General features: G+C 38.4%; 17 protein-coding genes and 1 pseudogene. 15 read left to right on the forward strand and 3 right to left on the reverse strand.

Annotation, left to right across the window (positions count from 1 at the left end; genetic code table 11):
- The first annotated feature begins 167 nt into the window (after positions 1-167).
- Both istA (ABES02_RS10270) and istB (ABES02_RS10275) read left to right on the forward strand, forming a co-directional pair.
- A complete protein-coding gene (gene istA, locus ABES02_RS10270) occupies positions 168-1,727 on the forward strand; it encodes an IS21 family transposase (protein ID WP_335405878.1) in 1,560 nt (519 codons plus the stop codon).
- On the forward strand, positions 1,724-2,488 hold the full coding sequence (gene istB / locus ABES02_RS10275) for an IS21-like element helper ATPase IstB (protein WP_335405879.1): 765 nt from the start codon (positions 1,724-1,726) through the stop codon (positions 2,486-2,488). The genes istA (ABES02_RS10270) and istB (ABES02_RS10275) overlap by 4 nt, the downstream gene beginning before the upstream one ends.
- Before the next feature lie 51 nt (positions 2,489-2,539).
- On the opposite strand, the gene istB (ABES02_RS10280) is transcribed toward istB (ABES02_RS10275), so the two are convergent.
- The 3 genes and pseudogenes from istB (ABES02_RS10280) to ABES02_RS10290 form a co-directional block, all read right to left on the reverse strand.
- Positions 2,540-3,259, reverse strand: coding sequence for an IS21-like element helper ATPase IstB (istB, locus tag ABES02_RS10280; protein ID WP_430133843.1), 720 nt, complete (start codon positions 3,257-3,259; stop codon positions 2,540-2,542).
- A pseudogene (gene istA, locus ABES02_RS10285) lies at positions 3,256-4,760 on the reverse strand (IS21 family transposase). The gene istB (ABES02_RS10280) and the pseudogene istA (ABES02_RS10285) overlap by 4 nt, the downstream one beginning before the upstream one ends.
- A 525-nt stretch (positions 4,761-5,285) precedes the next feature.
- Positions 5,286-6,221 carry a LytR family transcriptional regulator gene (locus ABES02_RS10290; RefSeq protein ID WP_430133846.1) on the reverse strand — a complete coding sequence of 312 codons (936 nt, stop codon included), beginning with the start codon at positions 6,219-6,221 and terminating at the stop codon, positions 5,286-5,288.
- 456 nt (positions 6,222-6,677) lie between these two features.
- Here ABES02_RS10290 and ABES02_RS10295 point away from each other — a divergent pair, with 456 nt between their 5' ends.
- From ABES02_RS10295 to ABES02_RS10355, 13 genes are all read left to right on the forward strand, one after another.
- On the forward strand, positions 6,678-8,387 hold the full coding sequence (locus ABES02_RS10295) for a cell wall-binding repeat-containing protein (RefSeq protein WP_430133848.1): 1,710 nt from the start codon (positions 6,678-6,680) through the stop codon (positions 8,385-8,387).
- A gap of 247 nt (positions 8,388-8,634) precedes the next feature.
- On the forward strand, positions 8,635-10,491 hold the full coding sequence (locus tag ABES02_RS10300) for a polysaccharide biosynthesis protein (protein ID WP_430133851.1): 1,857 nt from the start codon (positions 8,635-8,637) through the stop codon (positions 10,489-10,491).
- A gap of 70 nt (positions 10,492-10,561) precedes the next feature.
- Positions 10,562-11,272 carry a DapH/DapD/GlmU-related protein gene (locus tag ABES02_RS10305; RefSeq protein ID WP_430133852.1) on the forward strand — a complete coding sequence of 237 codons (711 nt, stop codon included), beginning with the start codon at positions 10,562-10,564 and terminating at the stop codon, positions 11,270-11,272.
- 16 nt (positions 11,273-11,288) lie between these two features.
- On the forward strand, positions 11,289-12,521 hold the full coding sequence (locus ABES02_RS10310; protein ID WP_430133854.1) for a glycosyltransferase family 4 protein: 1,233 nt from the start codon (positions 11,289-11,291) through the stop codon (positions 12,519-12,521).
- Between the two features lie 22 nt (positions 12,522-12,543).
- Positions 12,544-13,695: a DegT/DnrJ/EryC1/StrS family aminotransferase gene (locus ABES02_RS10315; RefSeq protein WP_430133856.1), complete on the forward strand. Its 1,152-nt coding sequence runs from the start codon at positions 12,544-12,546 to the stop codon at positions 13,693-13,695.
- A 9-nt stretch (positions 13,696-13,704) separates the two neighbouring features.
- Complete coding sequence (locus ABES02_RS10320) at positions 13,705-14,349, forward strand: sugar transferase (protein ID WP_430133859.1); 645 nt, start codon at positions 13,705-13,707, stop codon at positions 14,347-14,349.
- A 102-nt stretch (positions 14,350-14,451) separates the two neighbouring features.
- Complete coding sequence (locus tag ABES02_RS10325; protein ID WP_430133861.1) at positions 14,452-16,140, forward strand: cell wall-binding repeat-containing protein; 1,689 nt, start codon at positions 14,452-14,454, stop codon at positions 16,138-16,140.
- A 93-nt stretch (positions 16,141-16,233) separates the two neighbouring features.
- On the forward strand, positions 16,234-17,964 hold the full coding sequence (locus tag ABES02_RS10330) for a cell wall-binding repeat-containing protein (protein WP_430133863.1): 1,731 nt from the start codon (positions 16,234-16,236) through the stop codon (positions 17,962-17,964).
- 141 nt (positions 17,965-18,105) lie between these two features.
- On the forward strand, positions 18,106-20,307 hold the full coding sequence (locus ABES02_RS10335; RefSeq protein ID WP_430133865.1) for a cell wall-binding repeat-containing protein: 2,202 nt from the start codon (positions 18,106-18,108) through the stop codon (positions 20,305-20,307).
- 76 nt (positions 20,308-20,383) lie between these two features.
- Positions 20,384-21,889, forward strand: coding sequence for a cell wall-binding repeat-containing protein (locus ABES02_RS10340; RefSeq protein WP_430133867.1), 1,506 nt, complete (start codon positions 20,384-20,386; stop codon positions 21,887-21,889).
- Between the two features lie 55 nt (positions 21,890-21,944).
- Positions 21,945-24,149: a N,N-dimethylformamidase beta subunit family domain-containing protein gene (locus ABES02_RS10345; protein WP_430133870.1), complete on the forward strand. Its 2,205-nt coding sequence runs from the start codon at positions 21,945-21,947 to the stop codon at positions 24,147-24,149.
- 114 nt (positions 24,150-24,263) lie between these two features.
- The gene (locus tag ABES02_RS10350; protein ID WP_430133872.1) at positions 24,264-25,502 is read left to right on the forward strand and encodes a glycosyltransferase; all 1,239 of its coding nucleotides are present in this window, start codon (positions 24,264-24,266) and stop codon (positions 25,500-25,502) included.
- Positions 25,499-26,839: a flippase gene (locus ABES02_RS10355; protein WP_430133875.1), complete on the forward strand. Its 1,341-nt coding sequence runs from the start codon at positions 25,499-25,501 to the stop codon at positions 26,837-26,839. Before ABES02_RS10350 ends, ABES02_RS10355 begins: the two co-directional genes overlap by 4 nt.
- Positions 26,840-26,974 lie beyond the last annotated feature (135 nt).

The following is a 26,974-nucleotide window of genomic DNA, read 5'->3' on the forward strand; positions in this document are numbered from 1 at the left end:
AAAAATGTATAAAACGGCAATCAAAAATGTTACTTGCCAACATTTGTAAGTGCTAGACTAAATTGAACAGTTTACGACAATTAAATTTGAACACTTATTTACTAAGATTGTTCTCCACCTTATGATAGATTTTTATACTTCTATGATTAGGCGGAGGAATTGAAAAGGTGGATAAGTTTGAAATGTATGTTGAAATTAGAGGAATGCTCAATCAGAAATACAGTATTTCTACTATCGCTAGGAAACTAAATATATCAAGAAATACGGTTTACAAGTATATTCGTAAATCACCAGAGGAAATGGCAGAGTGGACGGCATCGACAATGACTAGAAGTAAGAAGTTAGACATTCATAAGGAATTAATCCTTCATTGGTTAAGAGAATTTCCAGATTTAACTGCAGCTCAAGTGCAAGACTGGCTTAAAGAGAAATATCCTGAATTCAAAGTTGGGGAAAGTACGGTAAGAAGCTATGTAAGGTGTCTTCGAGAGGATTTTCAAATTCCAAAAGAATCAAGTACTAGGGATTATCAAGCAGTTCCTGATCCTCCAATGGGTGAACAAATCCAAGCAGACTTTGGATTTAAAACGGTAAAGAACCGATTTGGTAAACCAGTTAAGTTAGTTTTTATTGTATTTGTCTTAGCACATTCCAGATACAAATACGTCGAATATCAAAATCGCCCTTTCACGACAAAGGATGTAATTTCAGCTCATAGGAATGCATTTAAGGAATTTGGGGGTGTTTCAAAAGAGATCTTGTATGACCAGGATCGACTAATTGTTGTATCTGAGAACGAGGGGGATATTTTACTCACCGAAGAGTTTCAACAATTTGTAAATGAAATTAAATTTGAAGTTAAACTCTGTAGAAAAGCTGATCCAGAAAGTAAAGGGAAAGTAGAAAATGCGGTTAAGTTTATCAAGAATAACTTCATTAATAATAGAATTTTTCATAACATTGATTCCTGGAACGAGCAGTCTCAGAAATGGTTAAAAAGAACAGGTAATGGCAAAATTCATAACGGCACAAAAAGAAGACCCGCCGATGTGTTTCTCCTCGAAAAGCAACACATGCGACAGGTCAACTCGCTAAATCATATTCACAAAACTAGTATAACAAGAAGTGTTCGAAAGGACAATACAATCCTATATCTCTCGAACAGATACTCTGTTCCGTTAGGAACATTTCAAAAGTATCCAGAAGTCCTTTATTATGTGACCGATGATAATAAGCTAGTAATCTATGTCCAGGAGTCAGGGGAAATATTGGCAACACATTGCATTAGCCCTGATAAAGGAAAACTCATTCAAAATAGATCCCATCAACGGGATAGATCGAAGGGAATAAAAGAGCTTATTGAAGTTGTTAGTGAACATTTTACAAATAAATCACAAGCTACTAAGTACCTGAATGAGTTACGAAATAGGTATCCTCGTTATATACGAGACCAGTTAAGCTTAATAAAAAAATGCATCGAATTAGGCTCATTAGAAGTAATAGATGAGGCACTAGCCCTCTGTATGGAGAGGCAACTCTTTAGTGCGAATGACTTTCAAGATGTTGTATCCCTCTTTAAACGACAACGCCAAGTGAACAGTACAAACGCCAGCGATCAACAGATTGATACAGATTATAACGACATCGCTGAGTTAACACTAACAGATACTGAGGCAAACCAGCGTCCATTGGAAGATTATTACACTATCATGGAGAGTACAAAATGAAGCAGATAAAATATCTTCAAGATTCCCTCATTTCACTTCGACTGGTGGAAACATCAAAAAAGCTCCCATCTCTTCTCGAAGAAGCTGAAAAGGAGCAGCTTAGTTATATTGCTTTCCTGAACAATGTAGTGGAGTACGAGCGAAAAATGAGAGACGAGAAAAACATGGAAAAACGATTGAAACTCGCAGCATTCCCATGTATTACTCCGTTGGAGCAATTTAATTTAGATGAACAAGAATCCCTAAGCTTAAAACAGTTTAATCAATTAAAAGAATTAGCTTGGATTGAGCAGTTATTTAATCTTATTCTATTGGGACCGCCAGGTGTGGGGAAAACGCATATGGCGGTTGGCTTAGGATTAGAAGCGATTAAACGAGGTTACAGGGTCTCCTTTATAGCAATGGGAGACTTGGTTCATACCTTGAAAACTATGGACATTACGAGAAAATCCCAAACAAGGATTAAGAGAATTAAAGAATCACAATTAGTCATTATTGATGATTTGATGTACGCAGCAATGGATCCAAGGGAAGCTAATTTGTTTTTCCAATTGGTTAATGACCTGTATAACAATTCATCGATAATCCTTACTTCCAATCGCTCTCCAAAAGAGTGGACCGAACTACTGGGGGATGTAGGAGTAGCGACAGCTATATTGGATCGGCTCATCCATCGGGCAGAAATCGTTCATTTTAACGATTCAAGTTATAGGATGAAACATCGCGAGACAATTTTTAAAGAAGAAAGTGTTCAAAATTAATAAGCAAAATTGTTCAAATGTACTTGACGCTTACAACATTCCATTAATTCCTTAATTTTGTAATAAAGATTCCTTCATTCGATTACTTTGTCCCTTAAATACTACTAAATGTGAATGATGGATTAAGCGGTCTATAACAGCTTCTGTCAAGATAGGATCTCCAAATACATGGTTCCACTGACCAAACTGAAGATTTGTTGTTATAATGATGCTTTTCCTTTCATAACACATTGAAATAACTTGAAAAAGTAATTCTGCCCCTTGTTTATGCAAAGGAATGTAGCCTAATTCGTCAAGAATTAAAAGATCAAGCTTTTCAATCTTTTTAAATAGCTTATTCAGATTGCCTTTTTCATTGGCTTCTAATAACTGATTGACTAATGATGCCACGGTATAAAATTTAATAGGCTTGCCATACTTATGTATGGCATTTAGCCCAATGAGCGTTGCTAAAAATGTCTTTCCGGTACCAACTCCACCATAAAAAATTAGATTCTCTTTCTGTTCCAGAAAGGTGGCGTTTAGTAAGTATTCTTTATTTAATCCTTTAGTGAGAACGATATCTTTCCAATTAAAAGGGTTATCACTGACTTTAGGTAAACATGCTTGAGTAAGCATTGAATTTATCTTTCTTTCCTCACGTTGCTGGATTTCCCTTTCGAAAAGCTGAAGTAGATAATCCTCATGTGATTCTGCTTTTATCTCACCATAATGTTCTCTTACCCAACTTAACTTCAAGCGTTTGGCATACTCTTGGATTTGCATACTCAATTTAACTCAGCTCCTTTCAGAAGCTGGTCATATTGCTCTAATCCTCTTGCTGCTTCCGGCATTCTCGGCAATGATTGTTTAGGGAGTATGTCAGGACGTATCCCTCGGCCATTAATAAGCTGGTAAAATACCTGATTAATTGATTCGACTGAAGGATGACCATGCTCTGATGCGATGGTTAAAGCTTCTGTGATTCTATTAAAATCATGGTCCTTCAATACCTTTGCTAGGAATCTCAATGCCTCTGATTTTTCAGAAGCCGTACATGCATTCAAATATGACTGCCATTCATCTGGGAGCTGTTCATAAAAACTCGTATATTTGAGTGCCGTAGGCGTTTGGCCATCAAATTTAAGTATGGCTGCCATTTTATTGACTTCCTATATTGTCCATATAATCTTGGATGGCTTACTACTAATTCGTGTTCCTCCGTTAAGATTTCTATGGTATTGAATGAGATTCTTATTAAGACCTTATTTAATGCATACCTTGGTGAAGTTGAGTAAAAGTTCTTCTCCACCTTTATGTATCCATACTTATCTGCCTTCACCGTTTCGTATCTTACACATTGGTATTCCTTACTTGGCAATACCAAACATGCATTCAGATCCTCTTTATATAAGTCTGAGATTAATTCTTCCTTTTCATAGTGTTTTCGTTCTCGATCTTTCTCAGCTTTCACCCATAAAGTCTGATTTAGTTCATCTAAATCCAAGACGTGTAGACCTGGAAGTAAGTAGTTATTTCTGACGTATTTCACCATTGCTTCTACGTGGCCCTTTTCATTACCGCTATTTGGATTACAGAATTCACACTCAAATCCGTAATGAAGAACGAAGTTCTGGAACTCCTCCGTTAATTGACGTTCCCCATTCGGCAATACTTTCTTTACGGCAGCTGAAAGGTTATCAAATCTAATCCTTTTTGGAACTCCTCCCATATGATGAAAAATACGCTTCATACCTTCTAGAAAGCACTCTTTGTTTTGAGAAGGGAATACTTGAAAATAAAAGGCGTTGCTATTGGGGTAAGACATAACTAAATAAGGTAAAATAATTTGTTCCCCTTGATATTTAAATGGCGCTTCACCGAAATCTACTTGTGCTGATCCTGATTTGGTTTCTAATGGTAAAGCCGCTTTATCCGATTCATTTAACAATTCATTTTTACGTTGTGATACATAGTTTCGTACCGTCCGATCAGAACCTGTAAAACTGAACTCTTCCTTTAATTGTTCCCATATTCTTTTTGCTGTTCTACGAAACTTCTTTTTCTGTTTAAAATCCTCTAATAACCATTCATCCACAATGTGTTTTACTGAATCCATTACTGGAGATGGTCTACATTGTTTTGGTTTACCTTCTGGACTAAAATCCTCCTGTTCGGCATACTTTTTAACTGTTCTATAATCTCTATTTAATCTTTTTCCGATCTCTGAATAACTATCACCTTTGCTGTTTGCTTCATGTCTGATATAATTAATTTCGGCCACTGCCAACATCTCCTTAATACCTCCTGCACTGCTTTGTCCCAACAGGAAGTGTATGTGTATTTTGGAATGTTGACAAGTGGTTTTTTTAATTTGTGCAGTGCCTACGGCACTGCACAAATTAAATGCCATAACCTACATTTTTATGATGCCATAAACAAGATATAGCAAAAAGAATTATAGAATGGTACAAATCTATTGTGGCCCATTAGATAATTATTTCAACTTATCAACAATATTATTTAATCGAGCAATGTAATAAAACAATACCATCAAGCGCTACGGGAACGTAGCATTACACTAAGTATGTTCTGCGTAGGGAAAAGTTACATCAACGCTGTAATGGAAATTTTCTTTGCTATTATGAAATGAGAATTACTTTTTCTAAAAGAATTTGGGTGTGGAACACTTTTTGGAAAAACAAGAAAAATATATAAAAGACTAATTATCATAGACGAATTACGGCAAAATTAAAAGGCATGAGCCCGGTACAATACCAAGCTCATGCCCAAAAAAAGAACAGTCTAAATTTAAGGGTCACTTAAGTTCAAGCTGATTTTTCAATATATTTTGCACTCTCGCTTTTTCTTCATCCGAAACCAATTGATAAGATATTCCACTAACCATTGTACCTTGTGCTTTCAATTGAATCTGTTCGATTGAGTTGCGGGCATCTTTATATTTACTCTGAATGGTGACCATTTCATCGAAGGTTAAATTCGTTTTTACGTTATTTCCTAACGCTGCAAAAATATCGCCAAAATTCGTAAGGGAGCTTACGCTTGCCCCTTTGTTAATAACAGCTTGAATAATTTGGCGCTGACGCATCTGCCTTCCGAAGTCACCGCGTGGATCTTCATGGCGCATACGGGCATATTTTAAAGCTCTATCACCATTTAACTTTAGTGTTCCCTTAGAGAAATGGGCGCCATCAGAGGTAAAGTCTAGATCGTTTTCCACTGTGACTCCTCCAACTGAATCCACGATATCTTTAAAGCCTTCCATATTAATCTCTACATAATAGTCAATTGGAATATCTAAAAAGTTTTCTATCGTGTCAAGTGACATTTTAACACCGCCAAAGGCATAGGCATGATTAATTTTATCTACAGTTCCTTTCCCGATAATTTTAGTTCTTGTATCACGAGGGATACTTACCATCTTAACTGAATTTGTATTCGGATTAACTGCCATTACAATAATGGAGTCTGAACGGCCACGGTCACCAGGTCTTTGGTCAACACCCAGTAAAGCAACCGAAAATGCCTCTGCTTTTTTCAGCGAAACCTCTTCTGTTCGCTTTTCTGATTTCGCACGATCAAGTGGGGTGTGCATTGTTTCAACGGCCGATGTTAGTGAATGATAAACAGAGTACGCATATGCACCAACACCAATAATTAAAATTCCGATGATTGACCAAAGCACTCGCACCCATTTGCGTTTTTTCTTTTTATTTTCTTGTCTAGTACCCATAATAATTGATTCCTCCTCAGTTGAACAAAAATTATATATAAAAGAATTTGTTGTTGATCTCCAAATTGTTTAGACGAAGATTCGACAAAAAATATTTCCACGAAAAACTTCTCTTTTACTACTATGCAACTCGTCCATAATAACATGATTAAAGAAATTACTTAAGAAGTATTTTATTCCACAATATAATAACCAAAGGATATCATAGCAGAAAATTCCTATTTTTTATACATATATTTCAAAAAACTATGATATTTCGATTTGTTTTTGTCGAAAGTTAGGCAAATTGGTGCGTTAAGGTTGGAGAATTCGATAAAAGGAAGGGCAATCATATTTATTTTTGTATATTATTAACCATTTTACTACTTGTAAATGTTTTGGTAAATTATAATAGAATCATAGACTAGTATTTTGTCGAAGAATGACTACCTATGAAAAAACAAAAGGGAGAGAGAGATGAAAAAGTATTTAGTTGCAGTAAGTTTAGTTTTTACCTTATTATTTATGTCCCAGCCAGCTTTAGTCGGACATGCTGAAGTGACTTCCAAACGATTGGATGGGGCAGACCGTTTTGCCGTAGCTGTAAACGTGTCAAAGGAAGGCTGGCCGAATGGAAGTAACACCGTTATCCTGGCCAATTATTTGGCTTTTGCGGATGCATTAGCAGCCTCGCCGCTTGCGTTTAAGGAAAATGCACCTATTTTGTTGACGGGGGCAACTAGCCTTAACCAAAATACAATGGATGAAATTACGAGATTGCACGCTATCCGTGTCATTCTTGTTGGGGGTCCCGGAAGTATTTCTGATAGTATTATAGAAAAGTTAAAACAAATGGGGATCCAAACAATTGAAAGAATTGGGGGAGCGGACCGTTTTGAGGTTTCCTTCCATATCGCTGAACAGTTGGATCGGAAAGACACTGCTATCATGGCCAACGGGTTAAAATTCCCTGATGCCTTGGCCATTGCACCGTATGCTGCGATGAATGGATATCCTATTCTTCTTTCACAAGATAATTCTCTTCCAGCAAAAACACAGGAAGCTATCCAAAAGCTTGGTTTTTCTAAAACGATCATTGTCGGCGGCGAGGGAAGCGTCTCTGCCAATGTTGCATCCAAGCTTCCAAATCCATTAAGAATTGGTGGAGCAGATCGTTTTGAAGTTTCGAGTAACATCGTCAAGCAATTAAACATGAATACGAGTAAGGCCTTTTTAGCAACTGGGATGACTTTTGCCGATGCTTTGACAGGTTCGGTGCTTGCAGCAAAGCAAAATGCTCCATTGTTGCTCATGCATCCGACAACTGTTCCTCCTTCCATCCAGGAACTTGTCAAATCAAAAAATATCCAAGACTTTGTCATTCTCGGTGGTCAAGCTTCCGTACCGGATAAGGTATTTTTAATCATGACTGGTCAAGCACCGGCACTTCCGCTTGAAGGAAAGATAATTGTCGTTGACCCAGGTCATGGTGGATCTGATCCTGGAGCCGCACAAAATGGATATGTAGAGAAAAACTTGAACAGTCAGTTTGCTGCCAAATTCGCAACGAAACTCCAGCAACTTGGGGCTAAAGTGGTTTTCACGAGACAGCCAAGTTCAGATACCTATGTTTCTTTGCCAGATCGAGCAACCATTGCGAACAACACGCACCCTGATTTATTTATAAGCATCCATCATGATTCCAATGCCTCATCAACTCCAAAAGGATTTAGCATACATTACAGCTCTTACCGTCCGGCTATTGAAGTAAACGATGTCTATGTTTTAGCCAGCAATGGTGTGAAATATCCTTTTATTAGAGAAGAAACAGAACTAAAACGATTCATTGTTAGAAATGGATCAAGTGAATTGGCTCTGAGTTATAATGATAATAATGTTGCATATGACCCAACGCCGTCTCCGGCAGTTGTAACAAGCAGGGCTTTAGCCAATGTGTTTGCAAAGTCACTTGTATACCCAGGTATAAATCCGACAACGACCTATTCTTCAAATGGAATTCGCGATGGCAATCTCTACGTAACAAGATGGACAAACATGCCGTCTATTCTTATTGAATTAGGTTTCATCTCCAATCCAAATGAAGTGAAATTATTGGCGAATGCTTCTGTTCAAGATAGCAGAGCTCAAGCCTTAGCCAACAGTATTAAAGATTATTTCAATCAATAATATAGGAAGGATTATTTCGATCAATAAATCGGAATAGTCCTTTTTTCTTTCACTAATTGGATGAATTAAACAAACTAAAATGACAGATAGTTGTAAACCATAATAAGACAAACATGTATCAAATGTTACACTTTCTTCATCTTAGGTACATTAAAATGATTTATGCTATAATAACATCTGTATTAAATGAGAAAGTATGTATTTAAAATTTTGTTTTTATTTTTAAAGGCAACAAGGAGGTATTTCTATGCAATACAGGGCAAGGATGATTACACTTGTCTGTATCGATTCGGCAGTTGTTTTACTCTCAATATATATGTCCTATTTTTTAATAAACCCATTTTCGGGATATATCTTAACACTGCCAATTTTAAAAACCATGATCTTAACAACCTCCATCACCCTGTTATTAACCCATCATATATTTTCGTATATTTTTGGGTTGTATAGACGTGTATGGCGATACGCAAGTATGGAAGAACTGGTTGGGTTGTTCTATGTGGTAACTTCTTCAATCATCATTACAGCGCTTGTACAAAAAATTCTTTTTCAAAATATTTATTTGCAAGGCCTTTCTGTTACCTTTATGCTACATATTCTCCTGTTGGGGGGAGTTCGTTTTTGGTGGCGGTTTGCCAAGACAGTTTCCTTTGAAATCCGTACAAAAAGCATTCGTCCTGTAAAAGCAAAACGTACCTTGATTATCGGTGCTGGCTCAACCGGCCGCATGCTTCATCAGCAGCTAAAGGATCACCCGACGACAGAATTACTGCCAGTTGCATTTTTGGATGATAATAAAAATGTGCAGCAGCTTAATGTGGCGGGTCTGCCTGTTGCAGGAACCATTAGTGATTTAACGAAAGTGGTAAAAAGGTTTAATATCGAGCATGTGGTTATTGCGATTCCGTCCCTAACTAAACAACGACTAGATGAAATCGTAACAGAGGCAAAAAAGGTTTGCAAGGACGTCCAAATACTTCCTATGATTGGTGATTTAGCTTCTGGTAAAGTTTCTATCAGTGAAATTAGGGATGTCTCGATTGAAGACCTTTTAGGCAGGGATCCTGTCGAATTAGACATAAAGGGAATTGCGGAAAATATTGAAAATAGAACGGTTCTCATTACTGGAGCAGGCGGATCTATTGGTTCGGAGCTTTGCCGCCAATTAAGTCTCTTTAATCCGGAACGAATGATTTTGTTAGGCCATGGTGAAAACAGTATTTATTCCATTGAAATGGAATTGAAAAAGAAATATGGTCATAAAATTGAAATTTTAACGGAAATTGCCGATGTCCAAGACAGGGATAAAATATTTGAAGTCTTTTTCAAATATAAGCCGTATTTTGTATTCCATGCGGCTGCCCATAAACATGTTCCACTTATGGAACGAAACCCCGAAGCTGCGGTTAAAAACAATGTATTTGGCACGAAAAATTGTGCTGAAGCAGCTGATTCAGCCGGGGTAAATACGTTTGTATTAATTTCCACAGACAAAGCTGTTAATCCAACCAGTGTTATGGGATCAACGAAGCGTGTCGCTGAAATTGTCATTCAAAATTTGGCTCGTATCAGTCAAACTAGGTTTGTTGCCGTGCGATTTGGAAATGTATTAGGAAGCAGGGGCAGCGTTGTGCCTTTATTTAAAAAGCAAATTGCTGAAGGAGGTCCTGTTACGGTCACGCATCCAGAAATGACTCGATACTTTATGACCATTCCGGAAGCAGCCCGATTAGTAATTCAGGCTGGCACGCTTGCGCGCGGGGGCGAAATTTTTGTACTCGATATGGGTGAACCAGTTAGAATTGTTGATTTAGCTAAAAATCTTATTAAATTATCCGGTTTTTCAGAAGATGAAATTAAGATTGAATATACCGGTATGCGCCCTGGGGAAAAACTATATGAAGAAATTTTAAACAAAGATGAAATTCACCCTGAAAAAGTGTATCCTAAAATTTACATCGGTAAAGCCACTGAGGAAAATGCAGTAGAAATACTTGAAGAGATTACAAATCAATTAGATGATAAAGCGAAGCTTAGGGATACATTATTAGAAATTGCCAATCGTAAACGGGTAAAGAAAAAAAAAATCTTGTCTGTCACTTGAGAAAACGTAAGGGTTTAATGCCCTTACGTTTTAAAAAGACTTAATCAATACATAAAAGGAAGCGAAATAAATGAATAATTATAGTAAAGGCTTAAATGTTATCATTGGCGAAAATGTTACCATTGGTGATAATGTCAGTATTGGAAATAATGTCATTATTTATGATGGAGTGCAAATTGGTAACAATACGATGGTACAAGACAATGTAGTGATTGGAAAACAGCCGGCAAGGGCAAAGAACTCCATCCTGCCTGAAGTGAAAAAATTGCCGCCAACTGTTATTGGAAATGGCGTAACAATTGGAACTTCTTCAATTATTTATGCGAATGCCCAGATTGCAGATGACGTTTTTGTTGCTGACCTGGCAACCGTTCGTGAGCGAGTAACCATCGGTGAGAAAACCATTGTTGGCAGAGGGGTTGCGGTTGAAAACGACTGTACTGTCGGAAGCTATTGTAAGCTAGAGACGAATTGTTACATTACTGCCTATTCTACCATTGAAGACTATGTGTTTATTGCTCCCTGTGTCGTAACAACAAATGATAATTTTATGGCAAGATCAAAAGAGAGATATGAGCATTTTAAAGGTGTGACCATTAAAACAGGCGGCCGAGTAGGTGCCAATGCCACCATTTTGCCAGGAAAAACAATTCATGAAGATGGTGCCGTCGCAGCAGGCAGTGTTGTAACGAAGAATGTAGAGAAAGAAGCAATTGTCGTTGGTGTACCTGCCAGAGAATTACGAAAGGTACCGGAAACACAGTTGTTAAAAAATCAATAATTTGCGAGTGACTTCAATGAAAATATTACTGATAAATCATTATGCGGGTTCGAATATCCATGGGATGGAGTATCGTCCTTATTACTTAGCGAAAGAATGGGTGAAAAATGGTCATGAGGTGACGATTATTGGAGCGTCATACTCCCATATCCGCACGGTCCAGCCTGAAATGGCGGAGAGCTGGAAAGAAGAGTTTTTAGATGGCATCCGTTATATTTGGATTCAAACGCCTCCGTATGAAGGCAATGGAGTTAAAAGAATCATCAATATGATGGTATTCCTTAAGGTTTTACAAGCTAAGTCCAGTTATATAGCCAAAACCTATCAGCCTGATGTAGTGATTGCTTCTTCCACATATCCTTTAGATATATATCCAGCTCGAAAAATAGCCAAAAAATCAGGTGCTAGATTAATTTTTGAGGTTCATGATTTATGGCCGTTGTCACCTATGGAGCTAGGCAATATGTCCCCGAGGCATCCCTTTATTATGGTCATGCAAAAAGGGGAAAACGACGCCTATCGTTATTCGGATACAGTTGTATCCCTATTGCCTAAGGCTGATCAACATATGATTGAACATGGTTTAGCACCAGGCAAGTTCCGCTATCTTCCAAATGGCATTGATGTGGAGCAGTGGAACCAGTCAACAGAGAAGATTCCCAATGAGCATACTGAGCTTATTCAACAATTAAAAGCGGAAGGAAAGTTTTTGGTTGGATATGCCGGGACTCACGGGATTGCCAACGCCCTGGAATATTTAATCGACGCAGCTGAACTCATTATAGATGAGCCCATTGCTTTTGTACTTGTTGGTAAGGGTCCTGAACGTGATCAATTGATCAAGATGGCACAAGAAAAAAATCTAACCAATATTCATTTTTTACCAGTCATTAATAAAAAGGCAATCCCTGATTTTTTATCTCATATGGATGCTTTATATATTGGCTGGAGAAGAAGCCCGCTTTATCGATTTGGGGTTAGTCCAAATAAGCTTTTAGATTATTTGATGGCTGGAAGACCTATTATTCATGGAATCGAAGCTGGGAATGATTTAGTGGCAGAAGCAGGTGCTGGAGTTTCTATTGAGCCTGAAAATCCTCGGAAAATTGCCGATGCCGTTATAGCAATGAAACTTTATCCTTCAGAGGAATTGAATCAAATGGGTAGGAATGGAAAAGAATTTGTGATTCAAACCCATGATTATCGGGTACTTTCCCAAAAATTTATTGACATTATGAAAGAAAACTAATTATTAAAAGGTGTGAAATAAAATGGAATTTATTCCTTATGCCCTACCATTAATTGAGGACGAAGAAATCAAAGCGGTAATTGATACCCTCCATTCTAATTGGTTAAGTAAAGGTCCTAAAACCGTGGAGTTTGAAAAACAATTTAAAGAATATGTGCAGTCGGAACATGCACTTGGACTTAATTCATGTACTGCAGGACTTCATATCGCTCAATTAGCAGCAGGAATCGGTCAGGGAGATGAGGTCATTACCACCCCGTATACGTTTGTAGCATCTGCTAATACGATTATCCATACTGGTGCAACTCCTGTATTTGTAGATATTGACCCTGTCACCATGAATATTGACCCGAAAAAAATCGAAGAGAAAATAACTGAAAAAACAAAAGCGATTATTCCTGTCCACTTTGCAGGGTATCCTTGTGATATGGATCCTATCATGGAATTGGCTAAAAAGCACAATTTGATTGTCATCGAGGATGCTGCCCATGCTGTTTATACAAAATATAAAGGGAAGATGATCGGCAGTATCGGTGACTTTACTTGTTTTAGTTTTTATGCGACGAAAAACCTTGTAACTGGAGAAGGCGGAATGGTTACAACCCATAATGAAGAGTGGGCCGACAAGATGCGTGTGATGAGCTTGCATGGAATGAGTAAAGCCGCTTGGAATCGTTATAGTGACAAAGGAACCTGGTATTATGAAGTTGAATATCCTGGTTTCAAATACAATATGACCGATATGCAGGCTGCTTTAGGTCTAGTTCAGTTGAGCAAACTGGAATCGATGCAAAAAAGACGAGAAGAAATCGCCCAGAAATACAATGAAGCATTTTCCCAAATTGATGGATTGACGATTCCTTTTAGCAATGAGGAAAATGTACACGCATGGCATTTATATGTGCTTCGACTTAAAGAAAATGGATTCACGATTGATAGAGCACAATTTATTGAAGAACTGAAAGAGAAGAAGGTCGGAACAAGCGTTCATTTTATTCCGGTACCAATGCAGCCTTACTATAAGCAACTTGGTTATAAAGTGGAAGATTATCCTAATGCATTAGCTGCTTTTAATGGAGCAATCTCACTTCCTTTATATCCTAAAATGACAGACGAACAAGTGAACCATGTCATCGCAGCTGTTTCAGAGCTAGCCCAAACCTTTAAAAAATAGGTGATGAAAATGGAAGGTAAAGCAGTCTCTCAATACAAAACCCAAGGTGTCAACCTGAGTGATATCGTAAAAAGAGCGTTCGATTTGATGATGTCCTTCTTTGGTTTGATTATTCTTTCGCCATTCTTTATAATCATCAGCTTGTTAATAAAGCTGGATTCGCTGGGGCCGGTTTTATTTAAGCAGGTTCGTGTCGGCAGATATGAAAAAAGCTTTAAAATTTTAAAGTTTAGAACGATGGTAACAGACGCTGAGAAAAGAGGGGCGCAAATAACCGTTGGTAGAGACAGCCGGATTACAAGAGTCGGACACTTTTTACGGAAATCTAAGCTGGACGAATTGCCGCAATTAATCAATGTTTTTAAAGGCGATATGAGTTTTGTTGGTCCTCGTCCGGAAGTTCCTAAATATACTCAATATTATACGAAAAATCAGAAGAGGATTTTTGAAATACGCCCTGGCATTACTGATTATGCATCCATTAAGTACAGGGATGAAAATGAAATTCTTGCGTTAAGTTCTAATCCAGAAAAAACGTATATCGATGAGATTATGGTGGATAAGTTAAAACTAAACTTGGAGTACTTAGAAAAGAAATCGCTCTTCACGGATGTAAAAATAATTTTGAACACCTTATATAGAATCGTTAAATGAAAAAGGGAGATTATACATAATCTTTCTTTTTTTTTTTACTGTAAATATCTGTATGGAAGGAGTATAATGATTTTTGTAGTTTTCAAAAGGGGAATGGATAAAATGAATAATCGAATCAAAGTTTTGTTATTTGTTGTAATGTTTTTTGTGGTATGCCATCCGAATCATTCCTACGCAGGAAGCATAGCGGATTTGCCTGACCGAATTGATGGATCTGACCGCTTTATGGTTGCGACCAATATCTCCAACAAATGGGGGAAGGCAGATACCGTTGTAATTGCAAATTACTTAGCTTTTGCGGACGCTTTAACGGCAACTCCGCTCGCCTACAAATTAAATGCTCCTATATTACTTACTCATGCCGACCACTTAACAGATGAAACGAAAAAACAAATGCAGTCACTGGAAGTCAAAAATGTGGTAATTGTTGGGGGAGAAGGAAGTATTTCCGAAAAGGTAGTTTCCGATATTAGCAGTCTTGGAATTTCAAATATTACAAGGATTTCAGGAAAAGACCGTTTTGAAGTTTCTAAGAATATCGCTGCGCAAATTGGGATTAATGAAACAGCCGTATTTGCGAATGGCCTTGTTTTCGCCGATGCCCTTGCGATTGCGCCATACGCCTCAACTAATTCCTATCCTATTTTATTAACAAAAAATAATGAACTTCCGGTGGAAATTACGGATTTATTAAACACTTCAACGATTAAAAAGTCTCTTGTTATTGGTGGAGAAGGAAGTGTGAGTCCGAGTGTTTTCAGTCAATTACCTGAACCAACGCGAATTGGCGGCAGGGATCGTTATGAAGTTGCAGCAAATGTAGCCAATGCTTTTGGCCAAAATAGAAGCAAAAATTATTTGGCCACAGGCTTAACTTTTGCGGATGCACTAACTGGCTCCGTACTAGCTGCGAAAGAGAATGCTGTGATTCTATTAACAAATAGCGATCGGCTTCCTGACTCTACTTTATCAGTGATTAAGTCAAAGGATGTTCCAGTGACGATTCTTGGAGGAGTCGGCTCAGTAAAAGACAACATTGTTCAAACGCTTACGACAATTAAACCATCCAGCAGACCAATCCTCTATATTGTACCCCATCAGGATGATGAGATTCTTACGTTTGGAGTGGATATTCGCAATGAATTGTCCCGGGGCAGACAAGTACATCTTATTTTGCTGACTCGTGGAGAAGATTCTGGTGCTAGAAACATCTTAAACGGGGAAGTTTATTGTTGGATTCACGACAAGTTCCATGACCCTGTTAAAGAAGGCTATAAAGCAGGAACCCTGACTCCAGATGAATTTGCCGATGCGCGCACGGATGAGTATTTAAGGGCATCAAAGGCATTAGGTGTTCCTGAGAGTAATATTCATATGCAATTTATACCGAACGGTCAATTTTACAGCTCGGCAATTAGAAAAGTCATTGATCAATATTTGGCTGCCTATCCAAATGCAGATGTTCGCACGATGTCTTGGTTTGATGAGCATAGTGCCCATGCCTTAATTGGAAGAACAGTTCAAGATATGCAGGCGGAGGGTGTACTGCAGCGCTATCAGGCCAAGTATTTAGTTTCCATCAATACCGATCGATTTTATAAGACGCCAAAGCCGATGGTGACCATCATGAACCGGCTTGGAAATTCAAATGATGTCCAGTATTTACGAAATGCGATAAATGAATATAAACGATTCGATCCTAAAAATGGATACTATGCTGTAGGATATCATTCTGTCCAAGTACAATTTGATTCGTTATGGAATGATCCATATGTTAATAGTCATTATTAATAAGATTAGTAAAGTAAATATGTAATAGTTTGGAAGGTTGAGCATTCTTTTTTCGATTACTCAACTTTTTTCCATGTAAGGGAGATGTAAACATTGCCACGCATCATTGCTTTTAGTTTTTTCATTGGGTTTATCCTTACTTTCTTACAAACAGCTCCAGCACATGCTGCGGGGATAGAAGGAATACCTGAAAGAATCGATGGGAAGGATCGTTTTGAAGTTGCGGTGAACATTTCAAAAAAATGGGACCATGCTGATTATGCAGTAGTAACCAATTATATTGCCTTTGCCGATGCTTTAACAGCTGCACCATTTGCTGCTAAATATAATGCACCGATTCTATTATCACGCCCTACGGCCTTAACAGCCGTAACTCAGGAAGAAATTAAGCGGCTTGGGGTGAAAAAGGTATTCGTGATTGGCGGTGCAGGAAGTATTTCAGATCAAGTTGTAGAAGCTTTAAAAGCAAATGGAACAAGAGAGGTCGAGAGAATTGGCGGGCGGGACCGCTTTGAAGTAGCAGTTAATATTGCCAAAAAGCTTGATGTAAAGGATAAAGTCATGCTGGCAAATGGGTTTGTGTTTCCCGATGCGTTAGCTATTGCCCCTTATGCTTCTGCTAATGGTATACCTATTTTACTGACTCATAACACGACACTTCCTGAAAACATCCATCAATTTATCCATCAATATTCGATTGCCAAAACATGGGTGATTGGGGGGGAAGGCAGTGTCAGTCAAGAGATTTTGGCCCAAATGCCGTCACCATCAAGGATTGGAGGAAAGGACCGATATGAAGTTGCGGCTAATGTAGTGAAGACCTTTGGTCAAAATAGCAGCAAATTCTTTCTTTCAACCGGAATGTCCTTTGCTGATGCCTTAACAGGGTCCATTCTTGCGGCAAAGGAAAATGGCTATATCCTTTTGACAAATAAGCAAGAACTGCCTGAACCGACGCAGCAATTATTAAAGCTATATAATCGTCAAGTGACGATTCTGGGTGGAACAGGTTCAGTCGGAGAGAAAATTGTAAGCACCATTATGGATATGCATCCATCTGAGCGGCCAATCATTTATTTTGTACCACACCAGGATGATGAAATCCTAAGTATGGGGATTGATATCCGAAATGAATTATCGCACGGCCGAAATGTCCAAGTGGTATTAATGACAGATGGTGAAAATTCTGGAGCGAGAGATATCTTAAATGGGGGATATGACTTGGAATCTTCATTTCCATCGTTAACAGGGGAAAAAATTTGGTGCAACTGGCATCAAACTTACCATGACCCGGCTTCAGAGCATTACAGGCATGATCATCTTTCCTTTGATGAATTTGCTAATTTACGGACCGATGAGTTTTATCGGGCGTTACATTCTCTTGGGGTGACAAATGATCATATTCACATCGAATCACTACATGAAGGAAGTATCAATATTGATCATGTGGAACAGCTCGTTCAAAAATATTTAACTATGTATCCTAACGCTGATGTGCGAAGCCTGTCTTGGTTTGATGGCCATCCCACTCATTCGTTGATTGGACAAACTATTGAATCCATGCAGGAGGAAGGACTGCTTCAGCGTTATCAAGCGAAATTTTTAGTTTCCGTGTATACAGACCGCTTTTATAATGAGGAAACACCAATTGAAACACAAGTTGAAGTATTGAATAAAGAAACGGATTTACCAATTTTATTGGCTGCCGCAAACGAATATATCCGGTTTGAACCAGAAAAAGGCTTCTATGGAATCGGATATCATTCTGTTAGTGATCAATTTGATGCCATGATGAGTGAAACTTATTCGAAATTTCATTACTAATTCGATTTAACGGGAATTTTTTTGGGGGTATTTACACTGGTAATCTTTGAAAATATACCTTATTTACCATTTACTCCTCTATTATTCTTTGCTAAAGTAGAAATAAAGGGAAATTTGTAAAATAAAGGAGGAACTTGTAAGTTGGATTTAAAGCGATTGTCAACTAAGGTTATTACAGGACTTTTATTGTCTACTTCATTATTGATGCCTATTGGAGTAGCTAAAGCTTCAACTATATCTATTAAACTTGTAAACTATGTCGGAAATCAAAACTCAATCGATTTTGATACCCAAGGCTACTATCAAATTGGCACACGTTTTAGCGGACTGGATCGGTTCGAAGTGGCGGGAAACATCGCGTCAAGTGGATGGACTTCTGCTGATACTGTTTTTATCGTCAATTATTTAGCCTTTGCTGATGCATTATCATCGGCACCATTGGCGAAAAAATTTGATGCACCCATTCTTTTAACAAAACCTGATGCCCTTCCAGACACTACTAAAGCAAAAATTGCCTCACTAAAACCAAAGAATATCGTGATAATCGGCGGCGCAGGCAGTGTCTCAACTAATGTGGAAAACCAATTGCGCGGACTTGCTGGGAATGTCGAAAGAATCGGTGGTACGGACCGCTTTGAGGTAGCGAAGTTAGTTGCTGAAAAAATGGGCTCCACTTCACAGGCGATTGTGACAAATGGATTAGTCTTTTCGGATGCCCTTGCGATTGCGCCCTATGCTGCGGATAAGCAAATTCCAATTCTATTAACGTATAATAATAATCTTCCAGAAAGTACTAAGGCAGCATTACAAGGGAAAACGTCGACATTAATTATCGGTGGTACAGGCAGTGTTAATAGTGCTGTGGAGAGCCAGTTAACAGCGCCAAGTCGAATTGGCGGGGCAGACCGTTACGAAGTTTCAGCTAATATTGTTCGACAATTGGGATTAAACGCGGAAACTGTGTTCCTATCAAATGGTATGACGTTTGCCGATGCTTTAACTGGCTCTGTATTAGCAGCAAAGCAAGGCGCCCCATTATTATTGGTAAAACCACAGGAATTACCGGCACCAATCGTCAGCATTATGCGTGAAAAACAATCAACGTTTATCAATATTCTTGGTGGTCCTGCTTCTGTCTCTGAATCTGTGGCTGGTAATCTTCCTAATGAATCTTCGATACTATCAGGTGTAAGATATAGTGTTAAATCTGAAAATGGAAGATTAGCCCTATATAAAGGAACGCAGAAAGTAAAGGATTTCGGTACGAATTCCTTTACAGTAGGAACTACTTATTCAAATCAAAATAGAATTAATATTTATGGCTCACCATCGCGTACTTATACAGGAAACATGGAGTTTGTGCTTGAAAATGGAAATGTTCGTCCAATCAATAGAAATCTTCCGGTTGAAGATTATTTAAAGGGTGTTGTCCCGATTGAAATGTCGCCAAAATGGAATACTGAGGCATTAAAAGCACAGGCTGTTGCAGCGAGAACATTCGTGAAGCGCTATGATGGCGGTACGATTAATGATACTCAAAGCTACCAGGTGTATGGCGGTTATTATGGCGGGTATACATCGTATGCTTCAACGCTTGATAGTGTTGTAGATGGAACAAAAGATATGGTGTTACGATACAATGGTAATTTAATTACCGCTTTGTTCTCATCTAGCAATGGCGGGAAAATTCTTTCAAATAGAAATGCCTATGGGGATAAAGTAGATGTGGTACCGTATTTTCAATTAAAAGATGATCCATATGATCTTAATTCAGCAAGTCCATATAAGGAATGGTCAGTTACCCTATTTAAAAATCAAATTGATTTAACGGGTATAGATATGTTTCACCCGTATCAATGGTGGAGCTCATTGTCTGAAAAAGCTGATAACTCAACCATTATGACTAATTTGAAAAATGGTTTGGTTAACTTTGGCTATATAGATCCAAAGTATGATATTAAAATTGTAGGTATACCTGAGCTTTCATTTACCACTTCATTTACAAATGGAGATGCAATTAATGGTCATTTGAAACTGCAATACCTATTGAGAGATTCAACTAATAATAGCTATGTTACTGACGATTCTGGAGCCGTAAAAGTAAATGAGCTAAATGTAGATCGCAGAGCCTATGACATTCGTACAATGCTTGGTTCAACGATTATGAGGAGTCCATATATTAAAGCAGTGCAAAACAACAGCGATAATTGGACATTCATCGGCGGCGGCTGGGGCCACGGCATTGGCATGAGCCAATTCGGGGCAAATGAAATGGCAAGACAGGGAAAGAGCTATAATGAAATCCTGCAATTCTACTACCCAAGCACTACATTAGGAAATTAGAGATTCAATGAATTGTAGAATCGATATTGGTTCTACAATTTTTTTTATAATTTTATTTTCATCGGAGGTATTCAACTTGAAAAGGAGCTTAGCATCCTTCTTAGTCGTTTTCATTTTCTTGATTTCAAGTGCAGTCCAAGCACTGGCGGCAGAAGGAACAAATGAACGGATCCAAGGTGCAGACCGGTTTGAGGTAGCAGTAAATATTTCAAATAAAGGCTGGCCAAATGGTTCTGATACTGTATTATTAGTGAATTATAATGCTTATGCCGATGCATTATCTGCTACTCCCCTGGCATATAATCTTAAGGCTCCGATTTTATTGACTCATTCGGCTAACCTGACAGATGCTACGAAAGCAGAGCTGCAAAGATTGCACCCACAAAATGTAATAATTGTGGGCGGCGAAGGCAGTGTAACATCCAATGTTTTAAATGCTGTAACAGCATTAGGAATTCCAAATGTAAAAAGAATTAGCGGTTCAGACAGATATGAAGTTGCCTATCAAGTGGCAAAAGAAATGCCTCCATCCGATAAGGTTGTCGTTGCCTACGGGCTGAACTTTCCAGATGCCCTTTCCATAGCTCCTTATGCTGCCAGAAATGGATATCCAATTTTATTAACGAATAGCAGCAATATGCCAGCTAAAACCCAGGAGGCTTTGGCAATAAGAAATGCGAAAGAGAGTATCGTTGTTGGCGGTGAGGCGAGTGTTAGTCCTGCTGTGTTCAACCAATTACCTTCTCCAATGCGTATTGGAGGTGCTGATCGTTACGAGGTAGCAGCCAACATTATCAAAACACTTAATCTCAACACATCAACAGCATTTATTGCAACAGGTTTAACCTTTGCCGATGCCTTAACTGGCTCAGTATTAGCGGCCGGCATGGATGCACCGGTATTATTAACGGCTCCGAAATCTCTGCCTAATGCGACCAAGTCAATCATTGCGGAAAAGGGTATTACCAATTTTATGTTTTTAGGTGGTTTAGGCTCTGTATCACAGAATATCGTCAGTCAAATCGTTGGTTCTCTTGCAGGGCTAAAAATTGTTGTTGATGCCGGCCATGGTGGGGATGATCCAGGTGCCAGCGGATATGGGCTTGATGAAAAAGAGGTAGTTCTGGATGTTGCAAAACGAGTCCAGCTTAAACTTGAAGCTGCGGGGGCTACTATTGTTATGACGCGGGAATCGGACACATATCCCACACTAGAAGATCGTGTAAATTTGGCGAATGACCAAAAGGCTGATAGTTTTGTCAGCATTCATGCCAATTCTTCGCTTTCTCCAGCTGCATCCGGTTCAGAAACATATTGGAACAGTAAGTATTTTGGGAATGAAAGTAAAGCTCTTGCCCAAAGTATCCAAACCGAGCTCTACAAACAAATGGATACGAAAGATCGTGGTGTAAAAGAGGCTGATTTCTATGTAATCAAAAATACAAACATGCCGAGCGTCTTGGTGGAGCTTGCGTTTATCTCTAATGCTAGCGATGCCGCGAAGCTGGGCGACCCAAATTACCGAGAACAGGCAGCGGAAGCAATTTACCAAGGTTTTGTGAATTACTACAGCAAACGATAAACCAGTTTTTAAAACTGGTTTTTTACTAATTTAAGTAAAACAGTGGGGGACAATAATGAAAAAATTTAGCCTTATTCTCTCCTTTACATTTATCCTTTTCATCCTTCCAGCCATAACAGCACATGCAGAGGAAAACAGAATCGCTGGAAAAGATCGTTTTGAGGTAGCGGTAAATATCTCGAAACAAAACTGGCCGCAAGGCGCTAGTACCGTTTTTATCTCAAACTATTTAGCGTTTGCAGATGCTCTATCTGCGACGCCCTTGGCCTATCAAAGCAATGCTCCAATCTTACTTTCCCATCCGGGCTCGTTAACCGAATTAACAAAACAGGAACTGATTAGACTTAAACCGCAGCAAGTGGTTTTAGTCGGCGGTCCGGGAAGCTTATCTAATCAAATTGTTGAAGATCTTAAAGGGTTAAATATTCCAACGATTTCTCGGATTGATGGAAGGGACCGTTATGAAGTCTCAGCCAATGTAGCTGCTAAAATGGCTAATTCGTCGACGATCGTTGTGGCAAATGGGATGGTATTTGCAGATGCTCTTTCGATAGCCCCATATGCTGCTGCAAACGGCTTTCCAATCTTACTTACCGATAAAAATCAGCTGCCTTCTTCAATTGTTCAATATCTAAATGCAGAAAATATCAATCAATCTATCATCGTTGGCGGAGAAGGCAGTGTCAGTGATAGCATAAAAGTAAACTTAAAAAACCCGATTAGAATTGGCGGTGCCGATCGCTATGAGGTATCCGCTAATATTGCCAAAACGTATTTTCCTGCGCCTGCAAAGGGTTATTTAGCAACAGGTCTTACATTTGCCGATGCTTTGACAGGCTCAGTTGCTGCTGCCAAGCAAAAAGCCCCGATGTTGTTGACTAGGGCAGACCAAATTCCAGAGAATATCCAATCTTTTTTAATTACAAAGCACTTAACCGATGTGATTATCCTTGGAGGAACTGGATCTGTAAAAGACGGGATTTACTATCTTCCTGGTTCCTGGGCCATTAAAAAACCAGGCGGTGTACAATTGCAGGGCTATGCAGATAAGACCTCCTATGCTCCAGGTGAAATGGTCCAATTTTTCATTAATAGTCAGAAAAACTATAATGTAGAAATTTATCGTATGGGCTATTACGATGGGAACGGGGCACAATTTAAAATTGCTTATGGAAAATTTACCGGAATAAGTCAAACTTCCTCCATAAATCCAGAGACCCTTTCAGCCAATTGGACGAAATCCTTTCATTTTGGTATTCCTAGAGACTGGGAAAGTGGAATGTATATGGCCAAAATCATTGATTCCGATATACATGAAAGCTATATTCCATTTCTTATTAAAAATCCTAATCCGAACCCAAATGGCATGGGTGTGATTATAGCTATGGATACCTATCAGGCCTATAATAATTGGGGTGGAAAAAGTCTTTACGGTTATAACAGCAGCGGTGGGGCGGCATCCATAAAAGTATCCTTTAACCGGCCATACCTTGATGGGAATGGTGCTGGGCAATTTTTTCAATATGAATACAACATGATTCGCTGGCTGGAGAAAAAAGGCTATCAACTGTCTTACTTTACCAATCAAGATGTTGACCAAGGCTTGTTAAGTACCAGCCAGGTAAAAACCCTCTTAATACCAGGACACGATGAGTATTGGACAATGAAAACAAGAAACGAGATTGAAACGTTAAGTAAATCAAAAATGAATCTTGGCGTATTTAATGCGAATGTAGGATATTGGCAGGTCCGTTATGAAGATAACAATCGGACAATCGTAGCTTATAAAGAAAAAGCGGACCAGGATCCGTACCATAGCATCGACCCAGCACTGGTCACCACTCTATTCCGATTAAACCCTGTGAACAATCCAGAGGATCGAATGTATGGCATTATGTACAATGGAATTCCTGAAAAAACGGTACCGTTGGAGGTAACCAATGCATCCCATTGGTTATTTGAAGGAACAGGCTTACAAAATGGAGATAGAATTCCAGGGGTAATTGGCGGTGAAATAGACCGTTATTACGGATTGCTTCAGGGAGTTGAAATAATTGCCCATTCACCGGCTATATTATATGGAAAAGAAAGTTATGGTGATACTGTTTGGTATCAAAAGCCCGAGGGAGGTAAAGCCTTTGCAGCTGGAACCTTTTATTGGAACTGGTTTTTAGATCCATATGGTCATGAATCACAGGCCTCCTATAATCCTGCAATTGAACGTATCACAATCAATGCATTGAATAAATTAATGGAATAGATTGCAATCAAAAGGGGACATCGCCGTTAAGGTTTAAGTCCCCTTTTTATTTTAATTTTTTCTTCTAATCATATATAGTATATGGGTAAACCATTAATATTGAGGAGCTAGCAAATGAAGTCGCTCGTAATCTTAACTAACAGATTTCCTTATCCACCTGGTGAGGAATTTTTGAAAAATGAAATAGATGAATTATCCAAGTATTTTTCTTCTATTAAAATTCTGCCAACAAACAGTGAAATTTCTTCTAATAAGACAGAAAAAAAACAGGTTCCAAATAATGTCGAAGTTCTTCCACCTATTAAAGGAGCAAAGGGGAAGGTTTGGAGAACATTAAAATTACTCTTTGACTTTCAATCCTTCAACTGGATGTTAAAAGAGCTTCCTGCAGCTTCTAAATTTGGAATTAGGGGCATTTTAAAATTAATTAATTGGACAGCCATAACAAGCGAAATGAAACTTTACCTCAAAAAAAGTCGACAAATGTCCTTGGAAGGTGAAGTGATTTATTATTCTTATTGGCTAACTCCCTCAGCTGCCGCTCTCGCAATGCTCAAGGAAGAGAATCCTGACCTTTATGTTGTTTCGAGAGTGCATGGTGGAGATCTATATCTAGAAAGAAGTACACCGCCATATCTCCCATTCCAGGGGAAGGTCATACAAACCATAAATCAAACCTTCTCCATTTCGGAGAACGGGAGAGAGTATTTGAATAGGCACTATCCCGATGCAAAAGGGAAAATTAGTGTAAGCCGATTAGGAACAAAAAATGAATTTAACGCTCCGATGATGGAGGGTAAATCCAATTCATTAAAGCTAATAAGCTGTTCTTACCTAAAGTCTGTAAAACGAATTCACTTATTGGCAAAAGCTTTAAAGTATGTAAAGGTACCGATAGAGTGGACCCATATCGGTGATGGACCGGAAAGACCAACGATTGAAGCGATTATAAAAGAATTACCTGATCAAATTGACGTAAAGCTGGTTGGGAATTTAAGTAATGATGATGTCATTCGCCATTATCGTACCCATCATTATGATTGTTTTCTTAATGTAAGTGAAAGTGAAGGAATCCCTGTTACTATCATGGAAGCTTTTAGCTTTGGAATCCCTGTCATTGCCACTGATGTCGGAGGAACCTCTGAGCTTGTGAATAGTACGAATGGTTATTTACTGCCAAAGGATTTCGAACCTAAAAATTTGGCAGCGTTGCTGGATGAAATGTTTCATCTAACTGAGAAAGAATACCAAAAGAAGTCTGTTCATGCCTATGATACTTGGAACAACCACTATAATGCCACTAACAACTATAAAAAATTTGCTGAAACGTTAAAAGGGAGCTTCCAATCATGAAGACTCAAGAGAATTCTTTTCTTTCAAACAGTATTATTACATTGACCCGCCAAGTAGTTAGTATTGTTATTGGCCTATTAATCCTGTTTATTATGGCTAAAGGTCTTGGCCCAAGCGGACAAGGAAAATATACCTTGATTACTTATTTACCGCTGATGTTGATGACGTTTTTAAATTTCGGGTTTAATTCATCTACTGTGTTTTTTGTAAGTAGAAAAAAAGTCAGCCTCAATTCTGCATTCTCAACCAACATCATTATCGGTTTAGGCTTAGCCATTGTAAGTATGCTGATCGGTGTCTTCGTGATCTATCTTTTGTCTGAAACGAAATTTCATGAAATTGATACTAGCATCCTTTTTATAAGCCTGTTGGCACTGCCGGGAATGTTTTTAATGATTTTTTTGCAGACGATTTTCCAAGGGATTCAGGATTTCAAAGCGTTTAACTCGGCCCTAGTTGTTCAGCAGTTCACAACGCTATTCTTTTTAGTCCTATTCTTGTTTTTGGTTGATATTCATCTGTTAGGGGCAATCCTTTCATTTATTTTGGGGTATGTTTGTGCCGTATTATATATGATTTATTACCTAATCAAATATTCTCGGGCTTCCTTCTCATTTAAGAATTTTTCGAGTGAGCATATGAAAGAGATGCTAATCTACGGAATAAAAGCACATGTCAGCAACATCATGACCTTTTTAAACTACCGACTTGATGTACTGCTATTGGGTTATTTTTTGACGAATTCGGCCGTTGGGGTTTATACTGTTGCGGTGAACCTGGGCGAGAGATTATCAATTTTTTCGCAGTCCTTCTCACAGGTATTGCTCCCACGGATTGCATCCTCTGATATAGAGGAGGACAGGAATAAAATCACCTCGATGCTTAGCCGGTTTATACTAGTCTTGGTCATTGCGGTTAGTATTTTGATTATCCTATTCTCAGATTTTGTGATTCATCTCTTCTTGGATCAAGAGTATATGAAAAGCTCGTTATTGTTAAAATTATTACTTCCAGGTTTGACGGTATTAACTGTAGAAAAGATTCTATCGAATGATCTGGCAGGTCGGGGAATGCCAGAGTTGAACATGTACGTTTCCTTTGTTAATGTTGTCCTGAACGTTGTATTAAACCTAATTTTCATACCAGCAATAGGTGTTACCGGTGCGGCTATTTCTTCCTCAATCACCTATTTCGTCAGCTTTATTATCAAATCGTTTATTTACAAGTCCGTAACAAAGCAAAAATTTTCAGACTTCCTCTTGATCAAAAAAGAGGATATTGCCCTTTTACTGAAAATCTATCGCCGTTTCCGATACCGCTCGGTAGTAAATAAATAGGAAATTGGGCAATGTAAGAATAAAACGATAAAAACAATATTTACAGTTGAAGAATGTAATAAAATTGCAATGTTTTTATTATGTTTTTTCAACTCCTTTCGTGTATTATTATATAGGGTTAATTCTACAAAAACT

This window comes from Neobacillus pocheonensis (genome assembly GCF_050477905.1).
GTDB lineage: Bacteria > Bacillota > Bacilli > Bacillales > Cytobacillaceae > Neobacillus > Neobacillus pocheonensis_A.